The sequence below is a fragment of the Shinella zoogloeoides genome (genome assembly GCF_003574625.1).
GTDB classification, from domain to species: Bacteria; Pseudomonadota; Alphaproteobacteria; order Rhizobiales; family Rhizobiaceae; genus Shinella; species Shinella zoogloeoides_A.
In genome coordinates this window covers 225,876-246,896 of record NZ_QNUJ01000007.1, presented here as the reverse complement: position 1 = coordinate 246,896, position 21,021 = coordinate 225,876, and the positions used below count along the sequence as shown (strand labels likewise).

The 21,021-nt window shown below is 65.0% G+C and carries 24 protein-coding genes; 12 read left to right on the top strand and 12 right to left on the bottom strand.

The features are described from left to right. Nucleotides 1-24: 24 nt before the first annotated feature. The 3 genes from lspA to DSD28_RS16025 are packed head-to-tail and all read right to left on the bottom strand — an operon-like array spanning nt 25 to nt 2,458. Nucleotides 25-516 carry a signal peptidase II gene (lspA, locus tag DSD28_RS16035; RefSeq protein WP_119257418.1) on the bottom strand — a complete coding sequence of 164 codons (492 nt, stop codon included), beginning with the start codon at nt 514-516 and terminating at the stop codon, nt 25-27. After that, nucleotides 513-1,367: a TrmH family RNA methyltransferase gene (locus tag DSD28_RS16030; RefSeq protein ID WP_119257417.1), complete on the bottom strand. Its 855-nt coding sequence runs from the start codon at nt 1,365-1,367 to the stop codon at nt 513-515. The genes lspA and DSD28_RS16030 overlap by 4 nt, the downstream gene beginning before the upstream one ends. Beyond that, on the bottom strand, nt 1,364-2,458 hold the full coding sequence (locus DSD28_RS16025) for a class I SAM-dependent methyltransferase (RefSeq protein ID WP_348627925.1): 1,095 nt from the start codon (nt 2,456-2,458) through the stop codon (nt 1,364-1,366). Before DSD28_RS16025 ends, DSD28_RS16030 begins: the two co-directional genes overlap by 4 nt. A 137-nt stretch (nt 2,459-2,595) precedes the next feature. Here DSD28_RS16025 and DSD28_RS16020 point away from each other — a divergent pair, with 137 nt between their 5' ends. Beyond that, a complete protein-coding gene (locus DSD28_RS16020; RefSeq protein ID WP_119257416.1) occupies nt 2,596-3,045 on the top strand; it encodes an SRPBCC family protein in 450 nt (149 codons plus the stop codon). Here DSD28_RS16020 and DSD28_RS16015 read toward each other — a convergent pair whose 3' ends face one another. From DSD28_RS16015 to sppA, 3 genes are all read right to left on the bottom strand, one after another. After that, a complete protein-coding gene (locus DSD28_RS16015) occupies nt 3,046-3,390 on the bottom strand; it encodes a DUF1049 domain-containing protein (RefSeq protein WP_119257415.1) in 345 nt (114 codons plus the stop codon). It abuts the gene before it with no gap. A gap of 95 nt (nt 3,391-3,485) precedes the next feature. Next, nucleotides 3,486-3,803, bottom strand: coding sequence for an integration host factor subunit beta (locus tag DSD28_RS16010; RefSeq protein ID WP_162911428.1), 318 nt, complete (start codon nt 3,801-3,803; stop codon nt 3,486-3,488). 9 nt (nt 3,804-3,812) lie between these two features. Then, nucleotides 3,813-4,763, bottom strand: a complete 951-nt coding sequence (gene sppA, locus DSD28_RS16005; RefSeq protein WP_119257414.1) for a signal peptide peptidase SppA — start codon at nt 4,761-4,763, stop codon at nt 3,813-3,815. 210 nt (nt 4,764-4,973) lie between these two features. Between sppA and lptC the strand changes: the two genes are divergently transcribed. The 6 genes from lptC to ptsN all read left to right on the top strand — a co-directional run bounded on the left by lptC (nt 4,974) and on the right by ptsN (nt 10,089). Then, complete coding sequence (lptC, locus tag DSD28_RS16000) at nt 4,974-5,642, top strand: LPS export ABC transporter periplasmic protein LptC (protein WP_119257413.1); 669 nt, start codon at nt 4,974-4,976, stop codon at nt 5,640-5,642. 7 nt (nt 5,643-5,649) lie between these two features. Then, entirely contained in the window at nt 5,650-6,213 is a 564-nt protein-coding gene (locus DSD28_RS15995; RefSeq protein WP_119257412.1) for an LptA/OstA family protein, read from the top strand. A gap of 27 nt (nt 6,214-6,240) precedes the next feature. Further along, nucleotides 6,241-7,038: an LPS export ABC transporter ATP-binding protein gene (gene lptB, locus DSD28_RS15990; protein ID WP_413251159.1), complete on the top strand. Its 798-nt coding sequence runs from the start codon at nt 6,241-6,243 to the stop codon at nt 7,036-7,038. A gap of 149 nt (nt 7,039-7,187) precedes the next feature. Further along, a complete protein-coding gene (rpoN, locus tag DSD28_RS15985) occupies nt 7,188-8,729 on the top strand; it encodes an RNA polymerase factor sigma-54 (RefSeq protein ID WP_119257411.1) in 1,542 nt (513 codons plus the stop codon). 249 nt (nt 8,730-8,978) lie between these two features. After that, complete coding sequence (gene hpf / locus DSD28_RS15980) at nt 8,979-9,554, top strand: ribosome hibernation-promoting factor, HPF/YfiA family (RefSeq protein WP_119257410.1); 576 nt, start codon at nt 8,979-8,981, stop codon at nt 9,552-9,554. Nucleotides 9,555-9,627: 73 nt separating this feature from the next. Beyond that, complete coding sequence (ptsN, locus tag DSD28_RS15975) at nt 9,628-10,089, top strand: PTS IIA-like nitrogen regulatory protein PtsN (protein ID WP_119257409.1); 462 nt, start codon at nt 9,628-9,630, stop codon at nt 10,087-10,089. Nucleotides 10,090-10,240: 151 nt separating this feature from the next. Here ptsN and grpE read toward each other — a convergent pair whose 3' ends face one another. After that, entirely contained in the window at nt 10,241-10,861 is a 621-nt protein-coding gene (gene grpE, locus DSD28_RS15970; RefSeq protein ID WP_119257408.1) for a nucleotide exchange factor GrpE, read from the bottom strand. A 145-nt stretch (nt 10,862-11,006) separates the two neighbouring features. Beyond that, on the bottom strand, nt 11,007-12,086 hold the full coding sequence (gene hrcA / locus DSD28_RS15965; RefSeq protein WP_119257407.1) for a heat-inducible transcriptional repressor HrcA: 1,080 nt from the start codon (nt 12,084-12,086) through the stop codon (nt 11,007-11,009). 151 nt (nt 12,087-12,237) lie between these two features. On the opposite strand from hrcA, the gene rph reads away from it, so the two are divergent. The 4 genes from rph to hemW are packed head-to-tail and all read left to right on the top strand — an operon-like array spanning nt 12,238 to nt 15,240. Further along, on the top strand, nt 12,238-12,954 hold the full coding sequence (rph, locus tag DSD28_RS15960; RefSeq protein WP_119257406.1) for a ribonuclease PH: 717 nt from the start codon (nt 12,238-12,240) through the stop codon (nt 12,952-12,954). Between the two features lie 16 nt (nt 12,955-12,970). Further along, entirely contained in the window at nt 12,971-13,387 is a 417-nt protein-coding gene (locus DSD28_RS15955) for a VOC family protein (RefSeq protein WP_119257405.1), read from the top strand. A gap of 8 nt (nt 13,388-13,395) precedes the next feature. Beyond that, complete coding sequence (rdgB, locus tag DSD28_RS15950; RefSeq protein ID WP_119257404.1) at nt 13,396-14,040, top strand: RdgB/HAM1 family non-canonical purine NTP pyrophosphatase; 645 nt, start codon at nt 13,396-13,398, stop codon at nt 14,038-14,040. 6 nt (nt 14,041-14,046) lie between these two features. Further along, nucleotides 14,047-15,240, top strand: a complete 1,194-nt coding sequence (hemW, locus tag DSD28_RS15945) for a radical SAM family heme chaperone HemW (RefSeq protein ID WP_119257403.1) — start codon at nt 14,047-14,049, stop codon at nt 15,238-15,240. Nucleotides 15,241-15,406: 166 nt separating this feature from the next. On the opposite strand, the gene dnaA is transcribed toward hemW, so the two are convergent. The 4 genes from dnaA to mutM form a co-directional block, all read right to left on the bottom strand. Further along, nucleotides 15,407-16,858: a chromosomal replication initiator protein DnaA gene (gene dnaA, locus DSD28_RS15940; RefSeq protein WP_318910693.1), complete on the bottom strand. Its 1,452-nt coding sequence runs from the start codon at nt 16,856-16,858 to the stop codon at nt 15,407-15,409. Nucleotides 16,859-17,838: 980 nt separating this feature from the next. Further along, the gene (rpsT, locus tag DSD28_RS15935) at nt 17,839-18,105 is read right to left on the bottom strand and encodes a 30S ribosomal protein S20 (RefSeq protein WP_119257402.1); all 267 of its coding nucleotides are present in this window, start codon (nt 18,103-18,105) and stop codon (nt 17,839-17,841) included. A 266-nt stretch (nt 18,106-18,371) separates the two neighbouring features. Further along, nucleotides 18,372-19,145 carry an enoyl-CoA hydratase gene (locus DSD28_RS15930; protein ID WP_119257401.1) on the bottom strand — a complete coding sequence of 258 codons (774 nt, stop codon included), beginning with the start codon at nt 19,143-19,145 and terminating at the stop codon, nt 18,372-18,374. Between the two features lie 17 nt (nt 19,146-19,162). After that, the gene (gene mutM, locus DSD28_RS15925) at nt 19,163-20,053 is read right to left on the bottom strand and encodes a bifunctional DNA-formamidopyrimidine glycosylase/DNA-(apurinic or apyrimidinic site) lyase (protein WP_119257400.1); all 891 of its coding nucleotides are present in this window, start codon (nt 20,051-20,053) and stop codon (nt 19,163-19,165) included. A 175-nt stretch (nt 20,054-20,228) separates the two neighbouring features. On the opposite strand from mutM, the gene ubiE reads away from it, so the two are divergent. Then, nucleotides 20,229-21,005: a bifunctional demethylmenaquinone methyltransferase/2-methoxy-6-polyprenyl-1,4-benzoquinol methylase UbiE gene (ubiE, locus tag DSD28_RS15920; RefSeq protein ID WP_119257399.1), complete on the top strand. Its 777-nt coding sequence runs from the start codon at nt 20,229-20,231 to the stop codon at nt 21,003-21,005. Nucleotides 21,006-21,021 lie beyond the last annotated feature (16 nt).

Genomic DNA, 21,021 nt, shown 5'->3' with positions numbered 1-21,021 from the left:
CGGCTTCAGCAAGTCGTTCGAATTTTAACGTTTCGCGCGGCGCATCGACAGGAGTTCGTCAAGGATGACGAGGCCCGCGCCGATGGTGATGAAGCTGTCGGCGAGGTTGAAGACGGCGAAGGACCAGGTCTCGGTATAGAAGAGCACATAGTCGATCACGTAGCCGAAGAGCGCGCGGTCGATGAGGTTGCCGAAGGCGCCGGCGATGATGAAGGCATAGCCGGCATGGGCAAGGCCCCGCGCCTTGGGCGTCTGCCGCCAGAGCCAGACGACGAAGGCGACGACGAAGAGCCGGAGCGTGACGATGAACCAGCCCTCCATGCCCGACAGCATGGAGAAGGCGACGCCGTAATTGTAGGTGCGGTAGAGCGCCAGCATGGGCACGACATGCACCGCCTCCTGGAAGGGAAGCCAGGTCTCCACGGCGAATTTCACCGCCTGATCGAGCAGCAGCGCGAGCAGGATGAAGACGACGACCGGCAGCGGCCGGGAGAACAGCGGAATGCGTTCGTTCATGCCCGCTCTTCCAGCGTCAGGAGGTGGCGGCGCGCCTCGAAGAGCATGATGCCGGTGGCGATGGCGAGGTTCAGCGAATCGGCAAGGCCGGCCTGCGGGATGCGGGCGAGCGCATCGGCTTCGCTGGCGAGCGCGTCCGGCAGGCCCGCCTGCTCGTTGCCCATGAGGAGGACGACGGGCTTCTTCCGGTAATCGATGGTGCGGTAGTCGACCGCGCCGGCAAGGTGCGTGGCGACGACGGAAACGCCGGCGCCCTTCTTCCAGGCGAGGAAGTCGGCGGGGCTCGCCTTGACCAGCGGCAGCGCGAAGACCGAGCCCATGGTGGCGCGCACGGTCTCCATCGAATAGGGATCCGTCGTCTCGCCGAGGAGAATGACGCCGCTCGCGCCCGCCGCGTCCGCCGTGCGGATGATCGTGCCGAGATTGCCGGGATCGCGCACGCGGTCGAGCGCCACATAGGTCTCGTCCACCTTCGGCTTCAGGTCCCGGAGGCTCGTCCAGCGCTGGGTGAAGATGCCGACGACCATCTGCGGATTGTCGCGCCTTGTGATCGAGGAGAGCACCTTCTCGCTGACCTCCAGCACCAGCCCGCCGCGCGCCACGGTCTTCGTCGCGGCCTGCACGACCTGCGGCTTGTCCTTGACGTTCTTGGCGTAGACCAGTGTCCTGATCTCGAAGCCGAGTTCCAGCGCGTCGATGACGAGCTTCAGGCCCTCGGCCATGAAGCTCTTCGTCTCATCGCGGTGCTTCTTGTCGGACAGCGCCTTGATATCCTTGACGATCGGGTTCGAAAGGCTCGTGACCTCCTTCACCTGACCGACGCGGCGGGTTCCGTGGTGGTCGTGGCTCATGCGCTGATCCATCGGCTGAAGAGGGAGGTGGAGAGGGCGCGGCCGGCCTCGCCGCCGTCCGGGCCGCTCTCGCGGATGACGAGCTCGCCCGATTCCACCGTGCCGCCGGCCCCGCGCATGGTCTCGCGCATCAGCTCGTGGATGGAATAGAAGCTCGCGCGGATCGAATAGGCCGTCAGCACGAGGCCGATGGCCTTCGGCGACAGGATCTCGCGGCAGATGTCGAGCATCAGCGGCAGGTGGTCGAAGAGGTGCCAGACCTCGCCGTTCGGCCCGCGGCCGAATTTCGGCGGGTCGGTGAGGATGATGTCGTATTTGCTGCCGCGGCGCTCCTCGCGCTGGATGAACTTCATGGCATCCTCGCAGATCCAGCGGATCGGCAGCTTCTCCATGCGGCCGAGCGCCTGGTTCTCGCGCGCCCAGCCGATGGCCTTCTTCGAGGCGTCGACATGGGTGACTTCCGCCCCGGCGGCTGCCGCGACCAGCGAGGCGACGCCGGTATAGCCGAAGAGGTTCAGCACCTTGACGGGCCGGCCGGCGGTCCCGACCTTCTCCTTCATCCAGCGCCAGTGGGCGAGCTGTTCGGGGAATACGCCGACATGGCGGAAGGCGGTGAAGCGGCCGTGGAAATCGACGCCGAGGAGCTGCATCGGCCAGGTCTCGCCGAGCGCCGCCTTGGGGAATTTCCAGCGGCCCATGCCGTCTTCGTCGGTATCGCCGGTGAAGAGGGCGTCGGCCTTGTCCCAGAGGGACGGCAGGCTTCGCTGCCAGAGCGCCTGCGCCTCGGGGCGCACGATGCGATAGGGGCCGTATTGCTCCAGCTTCTCGCCGGCACCGCTGTCAATGAGGCGGTACTGGTCGGAGCCGGCGGTCTCGAGGATGACCGGCACGCGCTCGGCGGGCTTTTCGCCCTCGCGGCGCATCAGCGGGCGCGCGGGGGCCTCGGGCGCGGGGCGCGGTTCCCTGCTCGGGGCCGGCGGCCTGGGTGCCGCGGCCCTTGGAGCCTCAGCCTTCACGGCCGGCCGCGTATGGGCCTTCGCCCGGGCGGGCGCGGCGGGGCCGCTCTTCGGCCGGCGGTGCTTGTCCTTCACGATCGATCGTCCGTCGTCGGTTGAAACCTTGCCGGCAAAGCCGGAAAACAAGCGGCTCCCATACCATCCCTCCCCCACTTGGCAAAGCGCTTTCCGATTGCGATAAATCTGGAACCGTTCCGGGAGGAGGATCGACCATGGACATGTCCGGCGAAGAACGCATTGCCGCCCCGCGCGAGGCCGTCTGGGCTGCACTCAACGATCCGGAGATCCTGAAGGCCTGCATTCCGGGCTGTCAGTCGCTGACCATGAAATCGCCGACCGAGCTGGAGGCGACCGTGAAGATCAAGATCGGCCCGGTCTCGGCGACCTTCAACGGCGAGGTGACGCTCTCCAACCTCAACCCGCCGGAAAGCTACACGATTTCCGGCGAGGGCAAGGGCGGCATCGCCGGTTTTGCGCAGGGCGGCGCGGATGTCCGCCTCATCGAGGACGGCGGCGAGACGATCCTTGCCTATGACGTGAAGGCGCAGATCGGCGGCAAGCTCGCCCAGCTCGGCTCGCGCCTCATCGATTCGACGTCGAAGAAACTGGCGACGCAGTTCTTCTCCGATCTCGGCGCGAAGCTGAACGGCGGAGCCGCCTGATCATTTTCCGGAAACCGGCACGACGGCCTGCGAGGCCAGCGCCTCGGCGCGACCGCGATGCCTTTCGGCCTCTGTGTGCCACTTGACCGCCTCGCTCGCCTCGATGCGGGCGCGCTTGCGATGCTTGCCCTGCGCGAACCAGGTGATGAGCGCGCCGAGCACGAGGCCGAGGATCGTCGCGAGGAAGAGATAGACGAAGAAGGGCGCGGTGACGGAGAGCACGCTGTCCTCCGGCCGGAACGGATTGAGCGCCAGCGTCACCGCCTGCCGGTTCGCCACCGACAGCACGATCAGCACGATGGCGATCGGGATCAGGATGAGGACGTTGACTATTCTCTTGACCATTGCGTCACCTTTCTTGCGCGCGGCGCCGGCGGGAAGCCCCGCCCTGCCCCTGGCAATCCCCGCAAGGCCGTTTCACGCTGCCCGCCGGAATTGCTTCAATCGTCCTGATCGGCCTGGCCGGGATTGAGGCGCTCGCGCAGTTCCTTGCCCGTCTTGAAGAACGGGACCCATTTCTCCTCGACGAAGACCGCATCGCCCGTGCGCGGGTTGCGGCCCGAGCGCGAGGGGCGGTTCTTGACGGAGAAGGCGCCGAAGCCGCGCAGCTCCACGCGGTTGCCGCCGGCCAGCGCATCCGTGATCTCGTCCAGCACCGCGTTGACGATGTTCTCGACATCGCGGTGATAGAGATGGGGATTACGGGCTGCGACGATCTGGACCAGTTCCGACTTGATCACGGTATCCCCCTTAAAAATTCTTGTTTTTCAATCGCGATCAACCTGCCAAACCGAAACAAGACCGTCAAGAAACAACTTTTCGCCGGCCAGCTTTTCGATCGTCGGTTGAAGGTCGAGCGACAGGCCGAACACCGAGCGGGCCAGTTCCCGGATGCTGCCGCCGATGAAGGGAATGCCCGACCGGCTCGTCGGCTCGTAGTCGACGAAGGGCAGGTCCTTGGCCACCTTGCGGGTGTCGAGATAGGCGCGGATCGCCTCCGGCCCGCCGAGCGTATCGACCAGCTTGGCGGCGAGCGCCTGCCGGCCGGTGAAGATGCTGCCGTCGGCAAGGCGCAGCACATCGGTGCGCGGCAGCTTGCGGCGCTCGGCGACGAGGTCGACGAACCAGTCGTAGCTGTCCATCACCATGGCGCGGATCATCGTCTTGGCGTCCTCGCTGGCCGGATGGAAGGGCGAAGGCTCGGCCTTCAGCGGCGCGGACTTGATCTCCTCCAGCGAGACGCCGATCTTGTCCATCAGCTCCTTCATCTGCGGATACTGGAAAAGGACGCCGATGGAGCCGGTGATCGAGCTTTCGCCGGCGACGATCGTGTCGCCCGCCGTCGCGATCATGTAGCCGGCGGAGGCGGCGAGCGTGCGCACGTCCGAGACGACCGGCTTCTTTTCCGCCACCTTGCGCAACGCCTTGAAGATCACCTCGCCGCCATAGGTCGTGCCGCCGGGGGACGAGATCGTCACGACGAGCGCCTTGGCCCGGTCGTTCTTCGCGATCCGGTCGAGGCGCTCCAGGAGGTCCTTGTCGTCCTGGATGATGCCGGAAATGCTGACGCGGGCGATATGGTCGCCCGAGCCGATGTCGGGCGCGCGCCAGGCGACGGCGGCCCAGATCGCGGCAAGCGCGATCAGCACGGCCGCGACGCGCCAGAAAGTGAGCTTGCGGCGCAGTTGCCGGCGGTCGGCGATGGCGGATTGTTCCATGTCCTGTCCTCGGTGCTGGTGGCCGCCTTGCATCAAGGTGGCTTGCAGAAGGCCCTATCGATATGGCATTCCCCGCTCAAATGGCAATTCGTCGCCGAACTTTCTTGGACATCCATTGTTTGTTCAGGAATAATCGCCATATGGGGCCCGTTACAGTTGCGGCCCCGCATGCGCGGCGAGGGCCGACACCGGACCATTCAAGCAGGCACTATGCTGAACAGCGTGACAGAAGCACCGACGGGTGCACAGGGCATGGGCATTTCCGCCGAGGCTTATCGCCTGGCGACGCGCCATTCCGCGCGCGTGCGGTTCCTCAAGATCGCCCTGCCGGTCGCCGCCCTGATCATCGCCGCGATCTTCGCCGTCGTCTCCATCGTGCGCACCTACCTGCCCTCCGACCTCCATGTGGAGAGCGCCACCATCGAGGACGGCAAGATCGTCATGCGCTATCCGGCGATCGCCGGCCGCAACAAGGACGGCATCAGCTATTCGATGAAGGCCGAGCGGGCGCTGCAGGACATGAAGACGCCCGACGTCATCACGCTCGAGAACATCACAGCGAAGATGCCGGTCAACGACAAGACCACCGCGGAAGTGACGGCCGAGACCGGTGTCTACGACCGCGGCAAGAACCTGCTCGACATGACCCGGCCCTTCACCATCAACCTCAATACCGGCCTTGCCGCCGCCTTCCGTTCGGCCCATCTCGACATCAACGGCGGAACGATGGAAACGAAGGACCCCGTTTCCATCCATTCGCCCGGCGCATCCATTGTTGCGCAGTCGCTGCGAATGACGGATAAAGGCCGTGTCGTCGTCTTCGAGGGCAAGGTCGTCGTCGACGTCGACCCTGCCGCCATCCGCAACCGAGAAAAGTAAGAGCGCCATGTTCGCCACTCTCTCCGCCCCTGTCCGGGCCGCCAGCCTTTTCGTTCTTGCCGCGGGCTTCGCGCTGGCCGCGGGCCATGCCGGCGCCCAGCAGACGGCGAGCAAGATGAAGGGCGTGCAGCTCTCGAACGACCAGCCGATCCAGATCCAGAGCGACGCGCTGGAAATCCGCGACCAGGAGAACAAGGCCGAATTCACCGGCAATGTGAAGGTCGTGCAGGGCACGACGACGCTGCAGGCCGGCCGCATGGTCGTTCACTACAAGTCAGGCGGCAAGGGCTCGGTCGCCAGCGGCAATGCCGACATCGAGAAGATCGATGTCTTCGACAAGGTCTACCTGAAGTCGCAGACGCAGGAAGCGACCGCCGATACCGGAACGTTCAACCTCGACAACGAGACGCTGGTCCTCAAGGGCAAGAAGGTCGTGCTGTCGGAAGGCGAGAACGTCTTCGTCGGCTGCCAGCTCTCCGTCACCATGCGCACCGGTGAAGCGAAGCTGGATGCCTGCGGCGGCCGCGTCATGATCCAGCTCGACCCCAAATCCCGCCAGAAAACGAACTGATATAGCGCTTCTCCCGTGTCATCTTCCCTGCTCACCCGCCTGACGCGCCACCCGAAGAAGGGTGCGCAGGAACCCCACCGCAGCACCGACCTGTCGCGCTACGAGGGAACCCTCATTGCGCGAGGGCTGACGAAGACCTATCGCGACCGGCGCGTCGTCAACGGCGTGTCGCTCGTCGTCCGGCGCGGCGAGGCCGTGGGACTGCTCGGCCCGAACGGCGCCGGCAAGACGACCTGTTTCTACATGATCACCGGTCTCGTGCCCGTCGACGAGGGCTCGATCGAGATCAACGGCCACGACGTCACCACCATGCCGATGTACCGCCGGGCGCGCCTCGGCGTCGGCTATCTGCCGCAGGAAGCCTCGATCTTCCGCGGTCTCACGGTGGAGGAGAACATCCGCGCCGTGCTGGAAGTTCACGACAAGGACAAGGCGCGGCGGGAGGAAAAACTCGACAGCCTGCTCGCCGAATTCTCGATCTCGCATCTTCGCAAGTCGCCCGCCATCGCGCTTTCCGGCGGCGAGCGCCGGCGCCTCGAGATCGCCCGCGCGCTTGCCACCGACCCGACCTTCATGCTGCTCGATGAACCCTTCGCGGGCGTCGACCCGATCTCGGTCGCCGACATCCAGGCGCTGGTGCGTCACCTCACCTCGCGCGGCATCGGCGTCCTGATCACCGACCATAACGTGCGCGAGACGCTCGGCCTCATCGACCGCGCCTATATCATCCATGCCGGCGAGGTGCTGACCCACGGCCGGGCGAACGACATCGTCAGCAATGCCGACGTGCGCCGCCTCTATCTCGGCGACAATTTCAGCCTCTGAGGGCGGGACGCGCCCGGTTGCCGCGATCTTCATCAAGTTCGCGCCCGCCGCTTGACCAAACGCTTTTAAAAAGCAATTTTTGGGCCAGTTGGTTTCTGCCGCCCCGATCCTGTGGCTTCGGGCGGATTTCCGGAGAGTAGAGCGTCCGCATGGCCCTCGCCGCCAGCCTTTTCCTGCGCCAGAACCAGTCGCTGGTCATGACGCCGCAGCTCATGCAGTCGATCCAGCTGCTGCAGATGACGCATGGCGAACTGACGCAGTTCATCGAGCAGGAAGTCGAGAAGAACCCGCTCCTCGAAATCGCCGCGAACGACGACGGTGGGCGCGACGAGCGCTTTACCGCCGAGGCCGAGCCCTCCCCCACCGAGCACGGCGGGGATGGCAGCCAGGCGGACCTTTACGAAACAGCCACCAGCGGCACCGCCGGCAGCGCGCCCGAAACCCTCGACGGCGGGCTCGACAATGTCTTTCCCGACGATGCCGGGCCCCGCGCGGCGGACGCGCCGGAGCTGATCGGACAGTGGAAGTCCATGCCGGGCGGCGGCGGGGACGGCGAGGGCTACGACCTCGACGACTTCGTGGCGAGCCGCAAGACGCTGCGCGACGTCCTGAACGAGCAGATTCCCTTCGCCCTTGCCGACCCCGTCGACCGGCTGATCGCCCAGCATCTCGTCGACCAGCTCGACGAGGCCGGCTATCTCCAGGGCAGCACGGCGGAGACCGCCGCGAAGCTCGGCAAGCCCGCCGCGGAAGTCGAGCGCGTGCTCGCCCGCCTGCAGGAGCTCGATCCGCCCGGCGTCTTCGCCCGCTCGCTCAGCGAGTGCCTTGCGATCCAGCTGAGGGCCAGGGACCGGCTCGACCCCGCCATGGCGGCGCTCGTCGGCAATCTCGAACTGCTCGCCCGGCGCGACTTCGCGACGCTGAAGAAACTCTGCGGCGTCGGCGAGGAGGACCTTCTCGACATGCTGGCGGAAATCCGCAAGCTCGACCCGAAGCCCGGCACGCGCTACGAGACGGGCGCTTCCGAGGCCGTGGTGCCGGACATCGTCGTGCGCGCCGCGCCCGACGGAAGCTGGCATGTCGAGCTCAATGCCGACACCCTGCCCCGCGTGCTGGTCAACCGCGACTACTATACCGCCGTTTCCAGCCGCACGAGCCGCGACAGCGCGGATTACGGCTTTCTCAACGAATGTCTCCAGACGGCCAATTGGCTGACGCGCAGCCTCGACCAGCGCGCCCGCACCATCCTGAAGGTGGCGAGCGAGATCGTGCGCCAGCAGGATGCCTTCCTCGTCAACGGGGTCGACCACCTGCGCCCGCTGAACCTGAAAACGATCGCCGAGGCGATCAGGATGCATGAATCGACGGTGAGCCGCGTCACCTCGAACAAGTACATGCTGACGCCGCGCGGCCTGTTCGAGCTGAAATATTTCTTCACCGTCTCGATCGGCTCGGCCGAGGGCGGCGATTCCCATTCGGCCGAGAGCGTGCGCCACCGCATCCGCAGCATGATCGCGCAGGAAGCCCCCGAGGCGGTGCTCTCCGACGACGACATCGTCGATGTCCTGCGCAAGGGCGGCGTGGAGCTTGCCCGCCGTACGGTGGCGAAGTACCGCGAGGCGATGAACATCCCCTCCTCCGTGCAGCGCCGGCGCGAAAAACGCGCGCTCGCCAAGGCCTCGGCCACTTGAAACAAAGCCCGGGACAGCCGCGTTCCGGCCTGTGAGAAGTTAACGATGGCTGAATCGGCCGATTGACTTCGCGGGCTGGAAGGGCTAATGCGCGCCCCACTTCCGAAGGGAAGGCAGGCCGGACTTCCAGACTATCCCCGCTTTTCCCAAGCGTGCGATGCAGCAAACAGCGCGTGTGTGAAACGCTTGGAACGCAGATGAGGTTGGAATAGACTGGTGTACGCAAATCATGAAAGAGAGGTACCCTCCATGAGTGTGCGTGTGTCCGGTAAACATATGGAAATCGGCGACAGCTTCCGCCAGCGTATTGAAGAGCAGGTGGAGGAGGCCGTAACCAAATATTTCGACGGAGGATATTCGAGCCAGGTCACCGTGGAAAAGGCGGGATCGCGGTACAGTGCGGACTGCAAGCTTCACCTGGACACGGGTACGGCATTGCAGGCCAATGGCGAGGCCAACGATCCCCTGGCAGCCTTCCAGGCAGCCTCGGAGCGGATCGAAAAGCGCCTGCGCCGGTACAAGCGCAAACTCAAGGCACACCATAACGGCAACGGTCATGACGCCTTTGCAGAGGTGGCCTACACGGTGATGGATTCGGTCCCCGACGAAGACGAAGAGCTTCCCGAGGACTACGCGCCGACCATCGTCGCGGAAAGCACGAAGAAACTCCGGACCCTGTCCGTGGCAGGCGCCGTCATGGCGCTCGACATGACGGACGAACCGGTTCTTCTCTTCCGCAGCGCGGGGTCGGAGCAGCTCAATATCGTCTACCGACGCAACGACGGAAATATTGGCTGGATCGATGCAGCCAGTATCAAAGGCTGAGTGACGGGAGCGTGGTGCCGGGACGGGCACCACGCTTCTTCAAACCCTTCACCCAGCGCACGAGGACAAGAGCATGGCATTGGCAGGTCTACTGCAGCAGAGTGCGATTATTCCGGCGATGAAGGCCAATTCCAAGAAGCAGCTGCTTCAGGAGCTGGCAGCAAAAGCGGCAAAGATTACCGGGATTCCGGAACGCGAAATCTTCGACGTCATCCTTCAGCGTGAGCGCCTCGGTTCGACCGGCGTCGGCAATGGCATCGCCATTCCGCACGGCAAGCTGAAGGAGCTTTCGCAGATCACCGGCCTCTTCGCGAGGCTCGAAACCCCCGTGGACTTCGAGGCACTGGACGACCAGCCGGTGGACCTCGTCTTCCTGCTGCTCGCGCCGGAAGGCGCCGGCGCGGACCACCTGAAGGCCCTTTCGCGCATCGCCCGCGTGCTGCGCGACCCGGCCATGGTCGCAAAGCTGCGCGCCTCCGACAGCGAGAGCGCCATCTATGCCTGCCTCAGCGAGGAACAGGCATCCGCGGCCTGAGGCTGCGCAATACCCTATTCGATTGCTTGGGAAGACCGCTGCGGACCAGAATCCTGCGGCGGTCTTCGCGTTTCGGGCGCATCGGAAACGGCACAGGAAAAACGCCCGCACCGTTGCGGATGCGGGCGCCGGAACATGTCGGGAAGACCGGTCAGGCCTGCGCGGTGCTCGTCTCGCCGGCGGGGGCCTTCGGGCCGCCCTTGGAGACGCCGACCATGGCGGGACGCAGGACGCGCTCGCCGATGACGTAGCCGTCCTGCACGACCTGGACGACCGTGTTGCTGGCGACGTCGGGGTTCGGCACCTCGAACATGGCCTGATGGAAATGCGGGTCGAACTTCTCGCCGATCGGATCGAGCTTGCGCACGCCGTGGCGCTCCAGCGCCGACAGCATGGAACGCTCGGTCATCTCGACACCGTCCGCCAGCGCCTTGAGGCCGGCATCGTCGCCCGCGAGGGCTTCGGCCGGGATGGCGTCGAGCGCGCGGCGCAGGTTGTCGGACACAGCCAGCATGTCGCGCGCAAAGCCCGCGACGGAATAGGACTTGGCGTCCTTCACGTCGCGCTCGGTGCGGCGGCGCAGGTTGTCCATCTCGGCGGCGAGGCGCAGGTACTTGTCGCGAAGGTCGGCATTCTCCGCCTTCAGAACCTCGACCGGATCGGGTTCGGCCGCGACTTCCGCCTCGACGGCGGTGTCCGCTGCGGATGCTTCAGCGGCAAGGTTGCTGTCCACCGCTTCGTCAGGTCCGTGTTTCTTGGTCTCGTCGGTCATGACGTACTCCGAATTGCATTGCTAAGGGGTTGCGCTCGATATCGAGCTTCGGGCCTGAAAAATCAAGGGCTGACGGCCGGAAAGCCGGCGCAACGGATGGCATGCCGTTCTCGCAGGGCCGCCGCGCACCTTTGCGCGGCATGCCTCAGCGCGAAAGCCGCGACATCAATTGCGCCGTATAGTCCACCATCGGCACGATGCGGGAATAGTTGAGCCGCGTCGGACCGATGACGCCGACCGCGCCGACGATCTTGTCGTCGCCGTCCCTGTAGGGCGCGACGATGAGCGAGGAGCCGGAGAGCGAGAAGAGCTTGTTCTCCGAGCCGATGAAGATGCGCACGCCCGGCCCTGTCTCAGCGAGGTTCAGCAGCTCGATCAGGCTGTCCTTGCGCTCAAGGTCATCGAAGAGCATGCGCAGGCGGTCGATGTCGTCGGCGCCGGCAAGGCCTTCCAGAAGGTTCGCCCGGCCGCGCACGATGAGGCGCGTCGGCTTTGCCTCGTCGAAGCCGCCGGACCAGACGGCAAGGCCGCGTTCGACGAGGTCCTGCGACAGCTTGTCGAGCTCGCTGCTGATCTCGCCGCGCAGGCGCTCCAGCTGCGAGCGGGCCTCCAGCAGCGTGTTGCCCGACAGATGCGCGTTGAGGAAATTGGCCGCCTCGGTGAGTTGCGAGCTGGTGACGCCCGCCGGCAGCTCGATGATGCGGTTCTCCACCTGGTCGTGATCGCCCACCAGCACGACGAGCGCCTTGGTCGGCTCCAGCCGGATGAACTCGACATGCTTCAGCACGGCGTCGTTCTTGGTGGTGATGACGAGGCCGGCGCCGCGCGACATGCCGGACAGCGCCTGGCTCGCCTCGTTCATCATGGTCTCGACGGCGGTGTGCTTCTGACCGTGCGGGCGCACATGGCGCTCGATAGAGGCGCGGTCCTCGGCGGAGATATTGCCGACCTGCATGAAGGCATCGACGAAGAAGCGCAGGCCGAGCTGCGTCGGCAGGCGGCCCGCGCTGATATGCGGCGAATAGATGAGGCCGAGTTCTTCCAGATCGCTCATCACGTTGCGCACGGAGGCGGGCGAGAGCGACATGGGCAGGATGCGCGACAGGTTGCGCGAGCCGAGCGGCTCGCCGCTTTCCAGATAGGTCTCGACGATGCGGCGGAAGATTTCGCCCGAACGCTCGTCGAGCGCCGCCTGAATGTCAGGTCCCGGAGATCTCAAAACCATCTTTGAACTGCAATCCTGTTGTCCGCCCGGAATATAGTGATTTCGCCGGCCGGCGCAAAACGGATTTTCCTTGACCTTCGGCCTCCGGCATTCCCTCGCCCGGCGAAGTGGTCTAAAGCAGCCTCACACATATCTCAGACAGGAGTTCGCAATGCGGCCGTCCGGCAGAAAAACCGATCAGATGCGCAAGGTTTCCTTCGAGCGCAACGTTTCCAAGCATGCCGAAGGCTCCTGTCTCGTCAAGTTCGGCGATACGCACGTGCTCGTCACCGCAAGCCTGGAAGACAAGACGCCGCCGTGGCTGCGCAACAGCGGCAAGGGCTGGGTGACGGCCGAATACGGCATGCTGCCGCGCGCCACCGGCGACCGCATGAAGCGCGAAGCCGCCGCCGGCAAGCAGGGCGGCCGCACGCAGGAAATCCAACGCCTCATCGGCCGGTCGCTGCGCGCCATCGTCGATCTCGAAGCACTCGGCGAGCGCCAGATCACCGTCGACTGCGACGTCATCCAGGCGGATGGCGGCACGCGTACCGCCTCCATCACCGGCGCATGGATCGCCCTCCACGACTGCCTGAAGTGGATGGAAGCACGCAGCATGATCAAGGTCGAGAAGGTCCTGAAGGATCATGTCGCCGCGATCTCCTGCGGCATCTTCGCCGCGCAGTCGGTGATCGACCTCGACTATCTCGAAGACTCCGCCGCCGAGACCGACGCCAACTTTGTCATGACCGGCTCGGGCGGCATCGTCGAAATCCAGGGCACCGCGGAAGGCAAGCCGTTCACGGAGGAGGAATTCTCCAGCCTGATGGCGCTTGCCCGCAACGGCATCGCCGACCTCGTCGCCATGCAGAAGCAGGCCATCGCCTGAGAAAAGGCGCAAGACCATGACCGCCGCGATCGAAGGCATTCTCGAAACCGCGCTTTACGCGGATGACCTCGACGCGGCGGAGGCCTTCTATGGCGGCATTCTCGGCCTCGAGAAGATCACCCGGCACGGCAACCGCCATGTCTTCTTCCGCTGTGGGCCGGGCGTTCTCCTGATCTTCAATGCGAAGGAGACCGCCGTGCCCCCGCCGCCGCAGGCCTTTCCCGTGCCGGTGCATGGCACCAGCGGCCCCGGCCACGCCTGTTTTCGCATTCCCGGCCCCGCGCTTGATTTCTGGGTGAAAAAGCTGGAAGAAGCCGGAATCGCCATCGAAGCGGATTTTCGCTGGCCGAACGGCGCCCGCTCCATCTATTTCCGCGACCCCGCCGGCAACAGCCTCGAATGCGCCGAGCCGGCTCTGTGGAACATCGCTTAGGACCCCTCATGCGCAAGCTCGATACCAAGACGATCGTCGTCGCCAGCCACAATGCCGGAAAGATCCGCGAGATCGAGGACCTGATCGGCCCCTTCGGCTTTTCCGCCAAGTCCGCCGCGGAACTGAAGTTCGAGGAACCGGACGAGACCGGCACGACCTTCGAGGAAAACGCGACGATCAAGGCGCTCGCCTCGGCAAAGGCCTCGGGCCTGCCGGCCCTTTCCGATGATTCCGGCCTCGTGATCGACGCGCTGGGCGGCGCGCCGGGCGTCTACACCGCCAACTGGGCGGAGAAGGAAGACGGCACGCGCGATTTCGCCATGGCCATGGAAAAGGTCGAAAAGGCCCTTTCCGAAAAGGGCGCGACGGACGTGAAGGATCGCACCGCGCGCTTCGTCTCCGTGCTGTGCCTTGCCTGGCCGGACGGCCATACGGAACTCTTCCGCGGCGAGGTGGAAGGCCATGTGGTCTGGCCGCCGCGCGGCGACAAGGGTTTCGGCTATGACCCCGTCTTCCAGCCGGAAGGGTACGAGACGACCTTCGGCGAGATGAGCGCGGAAGAAAAGCATGGCTGGAAGCCGGGTGACGCGACCGCGCTCTCGCACCGCGCCCGCGCCTTCAAGATCTTTGTCGAAACCTGCCTGAAAGCCTGACGCGTCATGACGGCGGTGCCCTTCGATATCCGGCCGAGCACGGGAACGGACCTCTCCGATCCCGGCTTCGGCATCTATGTGCACTGGCCGTTCTGTGCCGCCAAATGCCCTTACTGCGACTTCAACAGCCATGTGCGCCACCAGCCGGTCGACCAGCCGCGCTTCGTGCAGGCTTTCCTGAAGGAAATGGCGACGATGCGCCGGCTGACGGGCTCGCGCACCATCACCAGCATCTTCATGGGTGGGGGCACGCCCTCGCTGATGGCGCCGGAGACGGTGGACGCGATCCTCAATGGCATCGCCCGCCACTGGCATGTGCCTGATGGTATCGAGATCACCATGGAGGCGAACCCCTCCAGCGTGGAGGCCGAACGTTTTCGCGGCTACCGCGCCGCCGGTGTCAACCGCGTCTCGCTCGGCGTGCAGGCGCTGAATGACCGGGACCTGAAATTCCTCGGCCGGCTGCATGACGTCGCCGATGCGCTGAAGGCCATACGGCTTGCGCGTGACATCTTCCCGCGCATGTCCTTCGATCTCATCTATGCCCGCCCGAACCAGACGGTGGAGGAATGGGACCGGGAGCTGAAGGAAGCGGTCTCCTACGCGGTCGACCATCTCTCGCTCTACCAGCTCACCATCGAGGAAGGCACGCCCTTCTACGGCCTGCACAAGGCCGGCAAGCTGGTGGTGCCGGATGGAGAGCAGTCCGCCGTGCTCTACGAGGCGACGCAGGAGATCACCGAGCGCGAGGGCATGCCGGCCTACGAGGTTTCCAATCACGCCCGCCCCGGCTCGGAAAGCCGCCACAACCTCACCTACTGGCGCTATGGCGATTATGTCGGCATCGGCCCCGGCGCCCATGGCCGGCTGACGACGGGCGGCGCGAAGATCGCGACCGCGACGGAGCGCAAGCCCGAGGGCTGGCTGTCGCTCGTCGAGGCCGAAGGCCACGGCATGGTCGACCAGGAAGTGCTGGAATACGAGGCGCAGGCGGACGAGCTCCTGCTGATGGGCCTGCGGCTGAAGGAGGGCGTGGATCTCGCCCGCTGGCAGAGCCTTTCCGGCCGCGATCTCGACCCGGACCGCGAACAGTTCCTCATCGACCACGGTTTCATCGAGCGGCTCGGCAATTCGCGGCTGCGCTGCACGCCGGCCGGGATGCTGATCCTCGACGCCGTCGTCGCCGATCTCGCCTGCTAGGGCCGGCGCTCTCTCCCATATCTGTCTTGAACGCCGACCGCCTGGCTCGCTCCGAGGATCCGCGCGCGCCCACGCAACCCATGACGCAGAGGGACTTTCGATCCCGCGGCAAAGAAAAGGGGCCTTGCGGCCCCTTTTCTTTAAGCAGAGCCCGGTCGGACCCGTATTACTCGTTGATCAGGCGCTTCAGAAGCTCGATCTCGTGGCTGAGCTTGGTATCGCCCGAGATCAGTTCCTCAATCTTGCGCACGGCATGCAGCACGGTCGTGTGGTCGCGTCCGCCGAAGCGACGGCCGATCTCCGGGAAGGAGCGCGGCGTCAGGGTCTTCGACAGATACATGGCGATCTGGCGCGGCTTGACGATGACGCGCGTGCGGCGGTTCGAGACCAGCTCCTGGCGCGAGACGTTGTAGTGCTTGGCGACGACGCGCTGGATGTCCTCGATGCGCACGCGGCGCGGCTCGCCGGCGGCGACGAGGTGGCCGAGCAGCTCGTCGACGCGCTCGATCGTCAGGTTCGGCTCGAAGGAGCGGCGGAAAAGGAGCTGGTTGAAGGCGCCTTCCAGCTCGCGGCCGCTGGCCGTGATGTTGCGCGCGACATGGCTGAGGATCTCGACCGGGATATCGAGTGACTGGTCTTCCTGCTGCGCGGCGGCAAGGCGGCGCTTGAGGATTTCAAGGCGCATCTCGTAGTCCGGCGCTTCCATCTCGATGGCGACGCCGCCCTGCAGGCGCGAGCGCACGCGCGGGTCGAGCGATTCCAGCTCCCAGGGCGCACGGTCGGCAGCGACCACGACCTGCTTGGCGGAATCGAGCAGCATGTTGAGCAGGTGGCAGAACTCGTTCTGGATCGAGTTGCCCTGCAGGAACTGCATGTCGTCGATGATCAGGAGATCGATATTGCGCAGCGTCTCCTTGAGGGAAAGCGCATCGTTGTCGCGGATCGCGGTGGCGAAACGCCACATGAAGTATTCGGCCGTCAGGTAGACGACGCGCGGGTTGCGGGCGCTGGAAAGCGCGCCGAGCGCGATCGCCTGGAGAAGATGCGTCTTGCCGAGGCCGACGCTGGAATGGACGAAGAGCGGGTTGAAGCGCACAGCGCCGGCACCGGCTTCCGCGATGGTGCGGGCGGCGGCAAGGGCAACGCGGTTCGAGGTGCCCTCAACGAAGGCGTCGAACGTGTAGCGCTGGTCGAGCGGCGAGCCGAAGAGCGGGCCGGAATGCTGGGCGCGCGGCTGGGCCGTAGCGGTGACGGAAGCGGCGACGCTTGCCACCGGCTGCGGACTACCCGCCGAACGGCGCGGCTGGGCCTGCGGCGCGGGCTCCGCCACGGCAACGGCGTCGTCGGCCACGCCGATGCGCACGCCGCGGGTCGCGGTCCGCACAAGAATCTCCACCTTGAGGATTTCCGCGTCTTCCTGCTGGAAGAGGCTGGTGATGAGGTCGAGATAACGGTTGTTGATCCAGGATTTGAGGAACGTCGTCGGCACCGACAGACGCACCACGCTCTTGGATACGGAATGGATTTTCAGGCGTCCGAACCAGCTTGCGAAAACGTCCGGTCCAACCTGCGCCTTCAGGCGCGCACTGACCCGTTCGAAAAGCGCATCATGCTTCATGTCGGATGCAACCCCCGCCGCCTCTTGCGCTCCTTCTTGCGGGAGCGTCTGTCGTGCATTTTCCCCGTTTGCGAATGCACCAGCCGTCCTGGCCGTATTCATCTGCATCTTGCCGCCTTTCATGCTCAATTCGCCACGTCGGCATTTCTGCCGGCGCCTTTCATGTTTGCCGTCCCCCGGCCGTGCCGAGCCATCGCCCGGTCCGGGATCTGGTGCCCCGATTGCACCGGCCCCCTGCTTCCGGCGCAATCCCTGTTTGCCAAACACAAATCGGTCCCACCCGACCCGGCGTCATGCCGGATCCGCAGTCCCGTCTGTGGCCGCGCCGCTCACTCCCTCGTAGAGCGCCGGCGGGCATGCCCCTCAATCATCCGGCCGCTTTCGCGGCCTTCAACCGGCAAAACCGATAGTCGCAAAGACCTTTGCCAGCGCGCCGTGGGGCACCTGGGGCAAGCTCTGCCGATTGGATGATTTTACGAAGCGGAGCCGCTCCGTTACAGGGGACAAACAACCACCGCTGCCTCGTGAGACAGTCTTGTCGGCGATCATTCTAAGGCTATGTCCGCGCCCCCTGTGGAAAGCATTTAGGCAGGATCAGGCACCAAGATCAATCACGAATTTTACGCAAAATTAAGGGGCGGGCGTTGACTCGGGATGCCGTTTTTGACTCGGAATCGCCCTCTCGGGGGAGAATCCATTACGAATCAATGGCTTTGTTTTCGGGTGGCTTTCGGGCGGCTCCGAAAACGAAAAAAATAAAAATTCGCTTGACTCCAGAAGCTGTCAAACTCCCGCAACGAAAGGGCGAACGGCGGGGGACAACCTCCCGCAAATAACTGAATTTAAAGGATTTTTCTCGTCACTCTTTTGACACGATCGAGCCTTGCACGTTAACCATGGCCGGGCCAGAAAAGCAAAGAAAAAGCCCGGTGCAGGCACCGGGCTTTTACTAATATTGCATAGCTCTGTGGCGGGGCCGATCAGGCCGTCATCGCCTTCACGCGGCCGGCGAGGCGCGAAACCTTGCGGGAAGCCGTGTTGGAATGAAGCACGCCCTTGGTGGCGGCACGCATCAGTTCCGGCTGGGCGGCCTTGAGGGCGGCGGCTGCTACAGCCTGATCGCCTGCGGCGATCGCCTCTTCGACCTTGCGGATGAAGTTGCGGACGCGCGAACGGCGCGACTTGTTGACTGCGGTGCGCGCGGCGATCTTGCGGGTCGCCTTCTTAGCCGAGGTAGTATTGGCCATGTATGCCTCTCTTCAGAAATCTGACACAAACTCCACCCTCGCCGTGCCGGGTCACTGCGACCTGTCATCAAAGCAATTCGGGAGCAATATCGGAAAACCTTGGAGTGCGGCTTTCCAAACTGTGGGCGGCGTATAGCCGGAAACCGCGATGGCGTCAACGCGGATTCTGCAAGAAACGCCGCGCGAAGGCGTGTCGCGACCCTTTGGATCGGCCGGCCACGCCTTCGCGCTCCGATTCCCGCCTGCCGCCCGGCGGCAGCGCCCGCCTAGCGATGGCGGAAGGCGGGCTTTCTCTTCTCGATGAAGGCCGTCATGCCTTCCTTCTGGTCCTCGGTGGCGAAGAGCGCGTGGAACAGCCGGCGCTCGGCGCGCATGCCCTCCGACAGCACCGTCTCGTAGGCGCGGTTCACCGCCTCCTTGGCCATCATGGCGGACGGGAGCGAGAAGCCGGCGATCTTCTCCGCCGCCGCCAGCGCCTCCTCCAGCAGTTTCTCCGGCGCCACCACGCGGGCGACGAGGCCGGACCGCTCGGCCTCCGCCGCGTCCATCATGCGGCCGGTGAGGATGAGGTCCATGGCCTTCGACTTGCCGATCGCCCGCGTCAGGCGCTGGGTGCCGCCCATGCCGGGAATGACGCCGAGCGTGATCTCCGGCTGGCCGAACTTCGCCGTCTCGGACGCGATGATGAAATCGCACATCATGGCGACCTCGCAGCCGCCGCCGAGCGCAAAGCCGCTGACGGCCGCGATCATCGGCTTGCGGAAGGCGGCTACCTCGTCCCAGCCGGCGGCAAGGTCTTCCACCACTGCCTCGGCGAAGCCGTAGGGCTGCATCTCCTTGATGTCGGCCCCGGCGGCGAAGGCCTTTTCCGAGCCGGTGAGGACGACCGCGCCGATACCGGCATCGGCCTCGAAGCCGGCGAGCACGGCCCTCAACTCGTCGAGAAGCTGGCGGTTCAGCGCGTTCAGCGCCTGCGGCCGGTTGAGCGTGATGAGGCCGACGCGGCCGCGCGTCTCGACCAGCAGGGTTTCATGGGCCATGTTTGTCTCCTCTTCTATTACTTCTGGCAGACGGCGCAGTGGAAGGTCGACCGGCCGCTCTGCACGATGCGGCCGATTGTGCCCGTGCAGCCCGGCGTGCGGCAAGGCTCCTTCTCGCGGTCATAGACGGAAAAGGAATGCTGGAAATAGCCGAGCGAGCCGTCGGCGCGGATATGGTCTCGCAGGGTCGAGCCACCAGCCTCGATGGCGTCGGCGATGACCTGGCGGATCGCCTCGGTCAGCGCCACCAGCTCCTTCTTCGGCTTGCCGGCCGCCGTCACCAGCGTTCCGGCCAGCCGCTCGGGCGAAAGATGGGCGCGCCACAGCGCCTCACAGACATAGATGTTGCCGAGGCCGGCAATGTTCTTCTGGTCGAGCAGCGCCGCCTTCAGCGGCGCCTGGCGGCCGCGGAATTTTGCCGCGATATAGTCGGCGTCGAGCGTGTTGCCGGTCGGCTCCTCGCCGAGATCGCGGAAGAAGGCGTGGGCGGCCAGATCCTCGCGGCGGGCGAGATCCATGAAGCCGAAGCGGCGCGGGTCGTTGTAGACGACGCGGCGCTCGCCCTCCGCCGTCTCCAGATGGAAGACGACATGGTCGTGGCGCGTGTCCTTGCTCCGCGGAATTTGGAAGTCGCCGGGCGTCTCGACCTCCGGCGCGCCCTCCACCCGGAACGAGCCGGACATGCCGAGATGGGCGATCACCACGTCGCCCCCCTCGATATCGATCAGCAGGTATTTGGCACGGCGGCCGAGCGAGACGATGCGGCGGCCTTCCAGCGCCTCGGAAAAGGCAGGCGGGAAGGGAAAGCGCAGGTCCGGGCGGCGCAGCTCGGCGCGGCGGATGCGCGATCCTTCCATGACGGGCGCAAGGCCGCGTTTGACCGTTTCCACTTCCGGCAGTTCCGGCATCCCGTTCTCCTTGAAGACGATTTAACCTTGAGCGCATTTGCCGCGGTCCGGCATTTCCCTCCCGGCCATCAATGTCCTATATACCCGGCGAAGCGTTCAGATAGCGCGGCCAAAGCCAATTCGCTATGGTCTTGCCAGCATTAAGGCTGCGACAGACCGGCCCATGGAGACGACGATGACCGAACAGCGCACATCCGCAGACGGCGGCATGGAAACCTCCTACGGCTTCCGCGAGGTGCGGGAAGGCGAGAAGCAGGCGCTCGTCAACGACGTGTTCCATAAGGTCGCCAAGCGCTACGACATCATGAACGACGTCATGTCCGCCGGCCTGCACCGGGCCTGGAAGGATGCGATGATCGCAAGCCTCAACCCGCGCAAGGACGCCTCCTACAGGTCGCTCGACGTTGCCGGCGGCACCGGCGACATCGCCTTCCGCATCGTGGAAGCATCCGACCGTCTCGCCCATTCGACCGTGCTCGACATCAACGGCTCGATGCTCGGCGTCGGCGCGGACCGGGCGGCGAAGAAGGGTCTTTCGGCCAATCTAGACTTCGTCGAGGCCAATGCCGAGGAGCTGCCCTTCGATTCCGGCACCTTCGACGCCTATACGATCGCCTTCGGCATCCGCAACGTGCCGCGCATCGATGTCGCGCTTTCGGAAGCCTACCGCGTGCTGAAGCGCGGCGGGCGGCTGCTCGTGCTGGAATTCTCCGAGGTGGAGATGCCGCTGCTCGACAAGGTCTATGACGCCTGGTCGTTCAACGCGATCCCGCAATTCGGCAAGATGATCACGGGCGATGCCGAACCCTACCAGTATCTCGTGGAATCGATCCGCAAGTTCCCCAACCAGGAGGACTTCGCGGCGATGATCCGCACGGCCGGCTTCTCGCGCGTTACCTACACCAACTATACCGGCGGCATCGCGGCGCTGCATTCGGGCTGGAAGCTCTGAGCATGGCCCTCTTCCC

What these genes read in the sequence shown, in the direction of transcription:
- rpsT (WP_119257402.1), bottom strand. Translation starts at nt 18,105, where the DNA reads ATGGCCAATACTACCTCGGCTAAGAAGGCGACCCGCAAGATCGCCGCG.
- DSD28_RS15930 (WP_119257401.1), bottom strand. Translation starts at nt 19,145, where the DNA reads ATGGCCCATGAAACCCTGCTGGTCGAGACGCGCGGCCGCGTCGGCCTC.
- rph (WP_119257406.1), top strand. Translation starts at nt 12,238, where the DNA reads ATGCGGCCGTCCGGCAGAAAAACCGATCAGATGCGCAAGGTTTCCTTC.
- hpf (WP_119257410.1), top strand. Translation starts at nt 8,979, where the DNA reads ATGAGTGTGCGTGTGTCCGGTAAACATATGGAAATCGGCGACAGCTTC.
- DSD28_RS15995 (WP_119257412.1), top strand. Translation starts at nt 5,650, where the DNA reads ATGTTCGCCACTCTCTCCGCCCCTGTCCGGGCCGCCAGCCTTTTCGTT.
- ptsN (WP_119257409.1), top strand. Translation starts at nt 9,628, where the DNA reads ATGGCATTGGCAGGTCTACTGCAGCAGAGTGCGATTATTCCGGCGATG.
- mutM (WP_119257400.1), bottom strand. Translation starts at nt 20,053, where the DNA reads ATGCCGGAACTGCCGGAAGTGGAAACGGTCAAACGCGGCCTTGCGCCC.
- lspA (WP_119257418.1), bottom strand. Translation starts at nt 516, where the DNA reads ATGAACGAACGCATTCCGCTGTTCTCCCGGCCGCTGCCGGTCGTCGTC.
- rdgB (WP_119257404.1), top strand. Translation starts at nt 13,396, where the DNA reads ATGCGCAAGCTCGATACCAAGACGATCGTCGTCGCCAGCCACAATGCC.
- rpoN (WP_119257411.1), top strand. Translation starts at nt 7,188, where the DNA reads ATGGCCCTCGCCGCCAGCCTTTTCCTGCGCCAGAACCAGTCGCTGGTC.
- DSD28_RS16015 (WP_119257415.1), bottom strand. Translation starts at nt 3,390, where the DNA reads ATGGTCAAGAGAATAGTCAACGTCCTCATCCTGATCCCGATCGCCATC.
- dnaA (WP_318910693.1), bottom strand. Translation starts at nt 16,858, where the DNA reads ATGAAGCATGATGCGCTTTTCGAACGGGTCAGTGCGCGCCTGAAGGCG.
- lptC (WP_119257413.1), top strand. Translation starts at nt 4,974, where the DNA reads ATGCTGAACAGCGTGACAGAAGCACCGACGGGTGCACAGGGCATGGGC.
- ubiE (WP_119257399.1), top strand. Translation starts at nt 20,229, where the DNA reads ATGACCGAACAGCGCACATCCGCAGACGGCGGCATGGAAACCTCCTAC.
- DSD28_RS16030 (WP_119257417.1), bottom strand. Translation starts at nt 1,367, where the DNA reads ATGAGCCACGACCACCACGGAACCCGCCGCGTCGGTCAGGTGAAGGAG.
- hemW (WP_119257403.1), top strand. Translation starts at nt 14,047, where the DNA reads ATGACGGCGGTGCCCTTCGATATCCGGCCGAGCACGGGAACGGACCTC.
- grpE (WP_119257408.1), bottom strand. Translation starts at nt 10,861, where the DNA reads ATGACCGACGAGACCAAGAAACACGGACCTGACGAAGCGGTGGACAGC.
- hrcA (WP_119257407.1), bottom strand. Translation starts at nt 12,086, where the DNA reads ATGGTTTTGAGATCTCCGGGACCTGACATTCAGGCGGCGCTCGACGAG.
- DSD28_RS15955 (WP_119257405.1), top strand. Translation starts at nt 12,971, where the DNA reads ATGACCGCCGCGATCGAAGGCATTCTCGAAACCGCGCTTTACGCGGAT.
- sppA (WP_119257414.1), bottom strand. Translation starts at nt 4,763, where the DNA reads ATGGAACAATCCGCCATCGCCGACCGCCGGCAACTGCGCCGCAAGCTC.
- DSD28_RS16020 (WP_119257416.1), top strand. Translation starts at nt 2,596, where the DNA reads ATGGACATGTCCGGCGAAGAACGCATTGCCGCCCCGCGCGAGGCCGTC.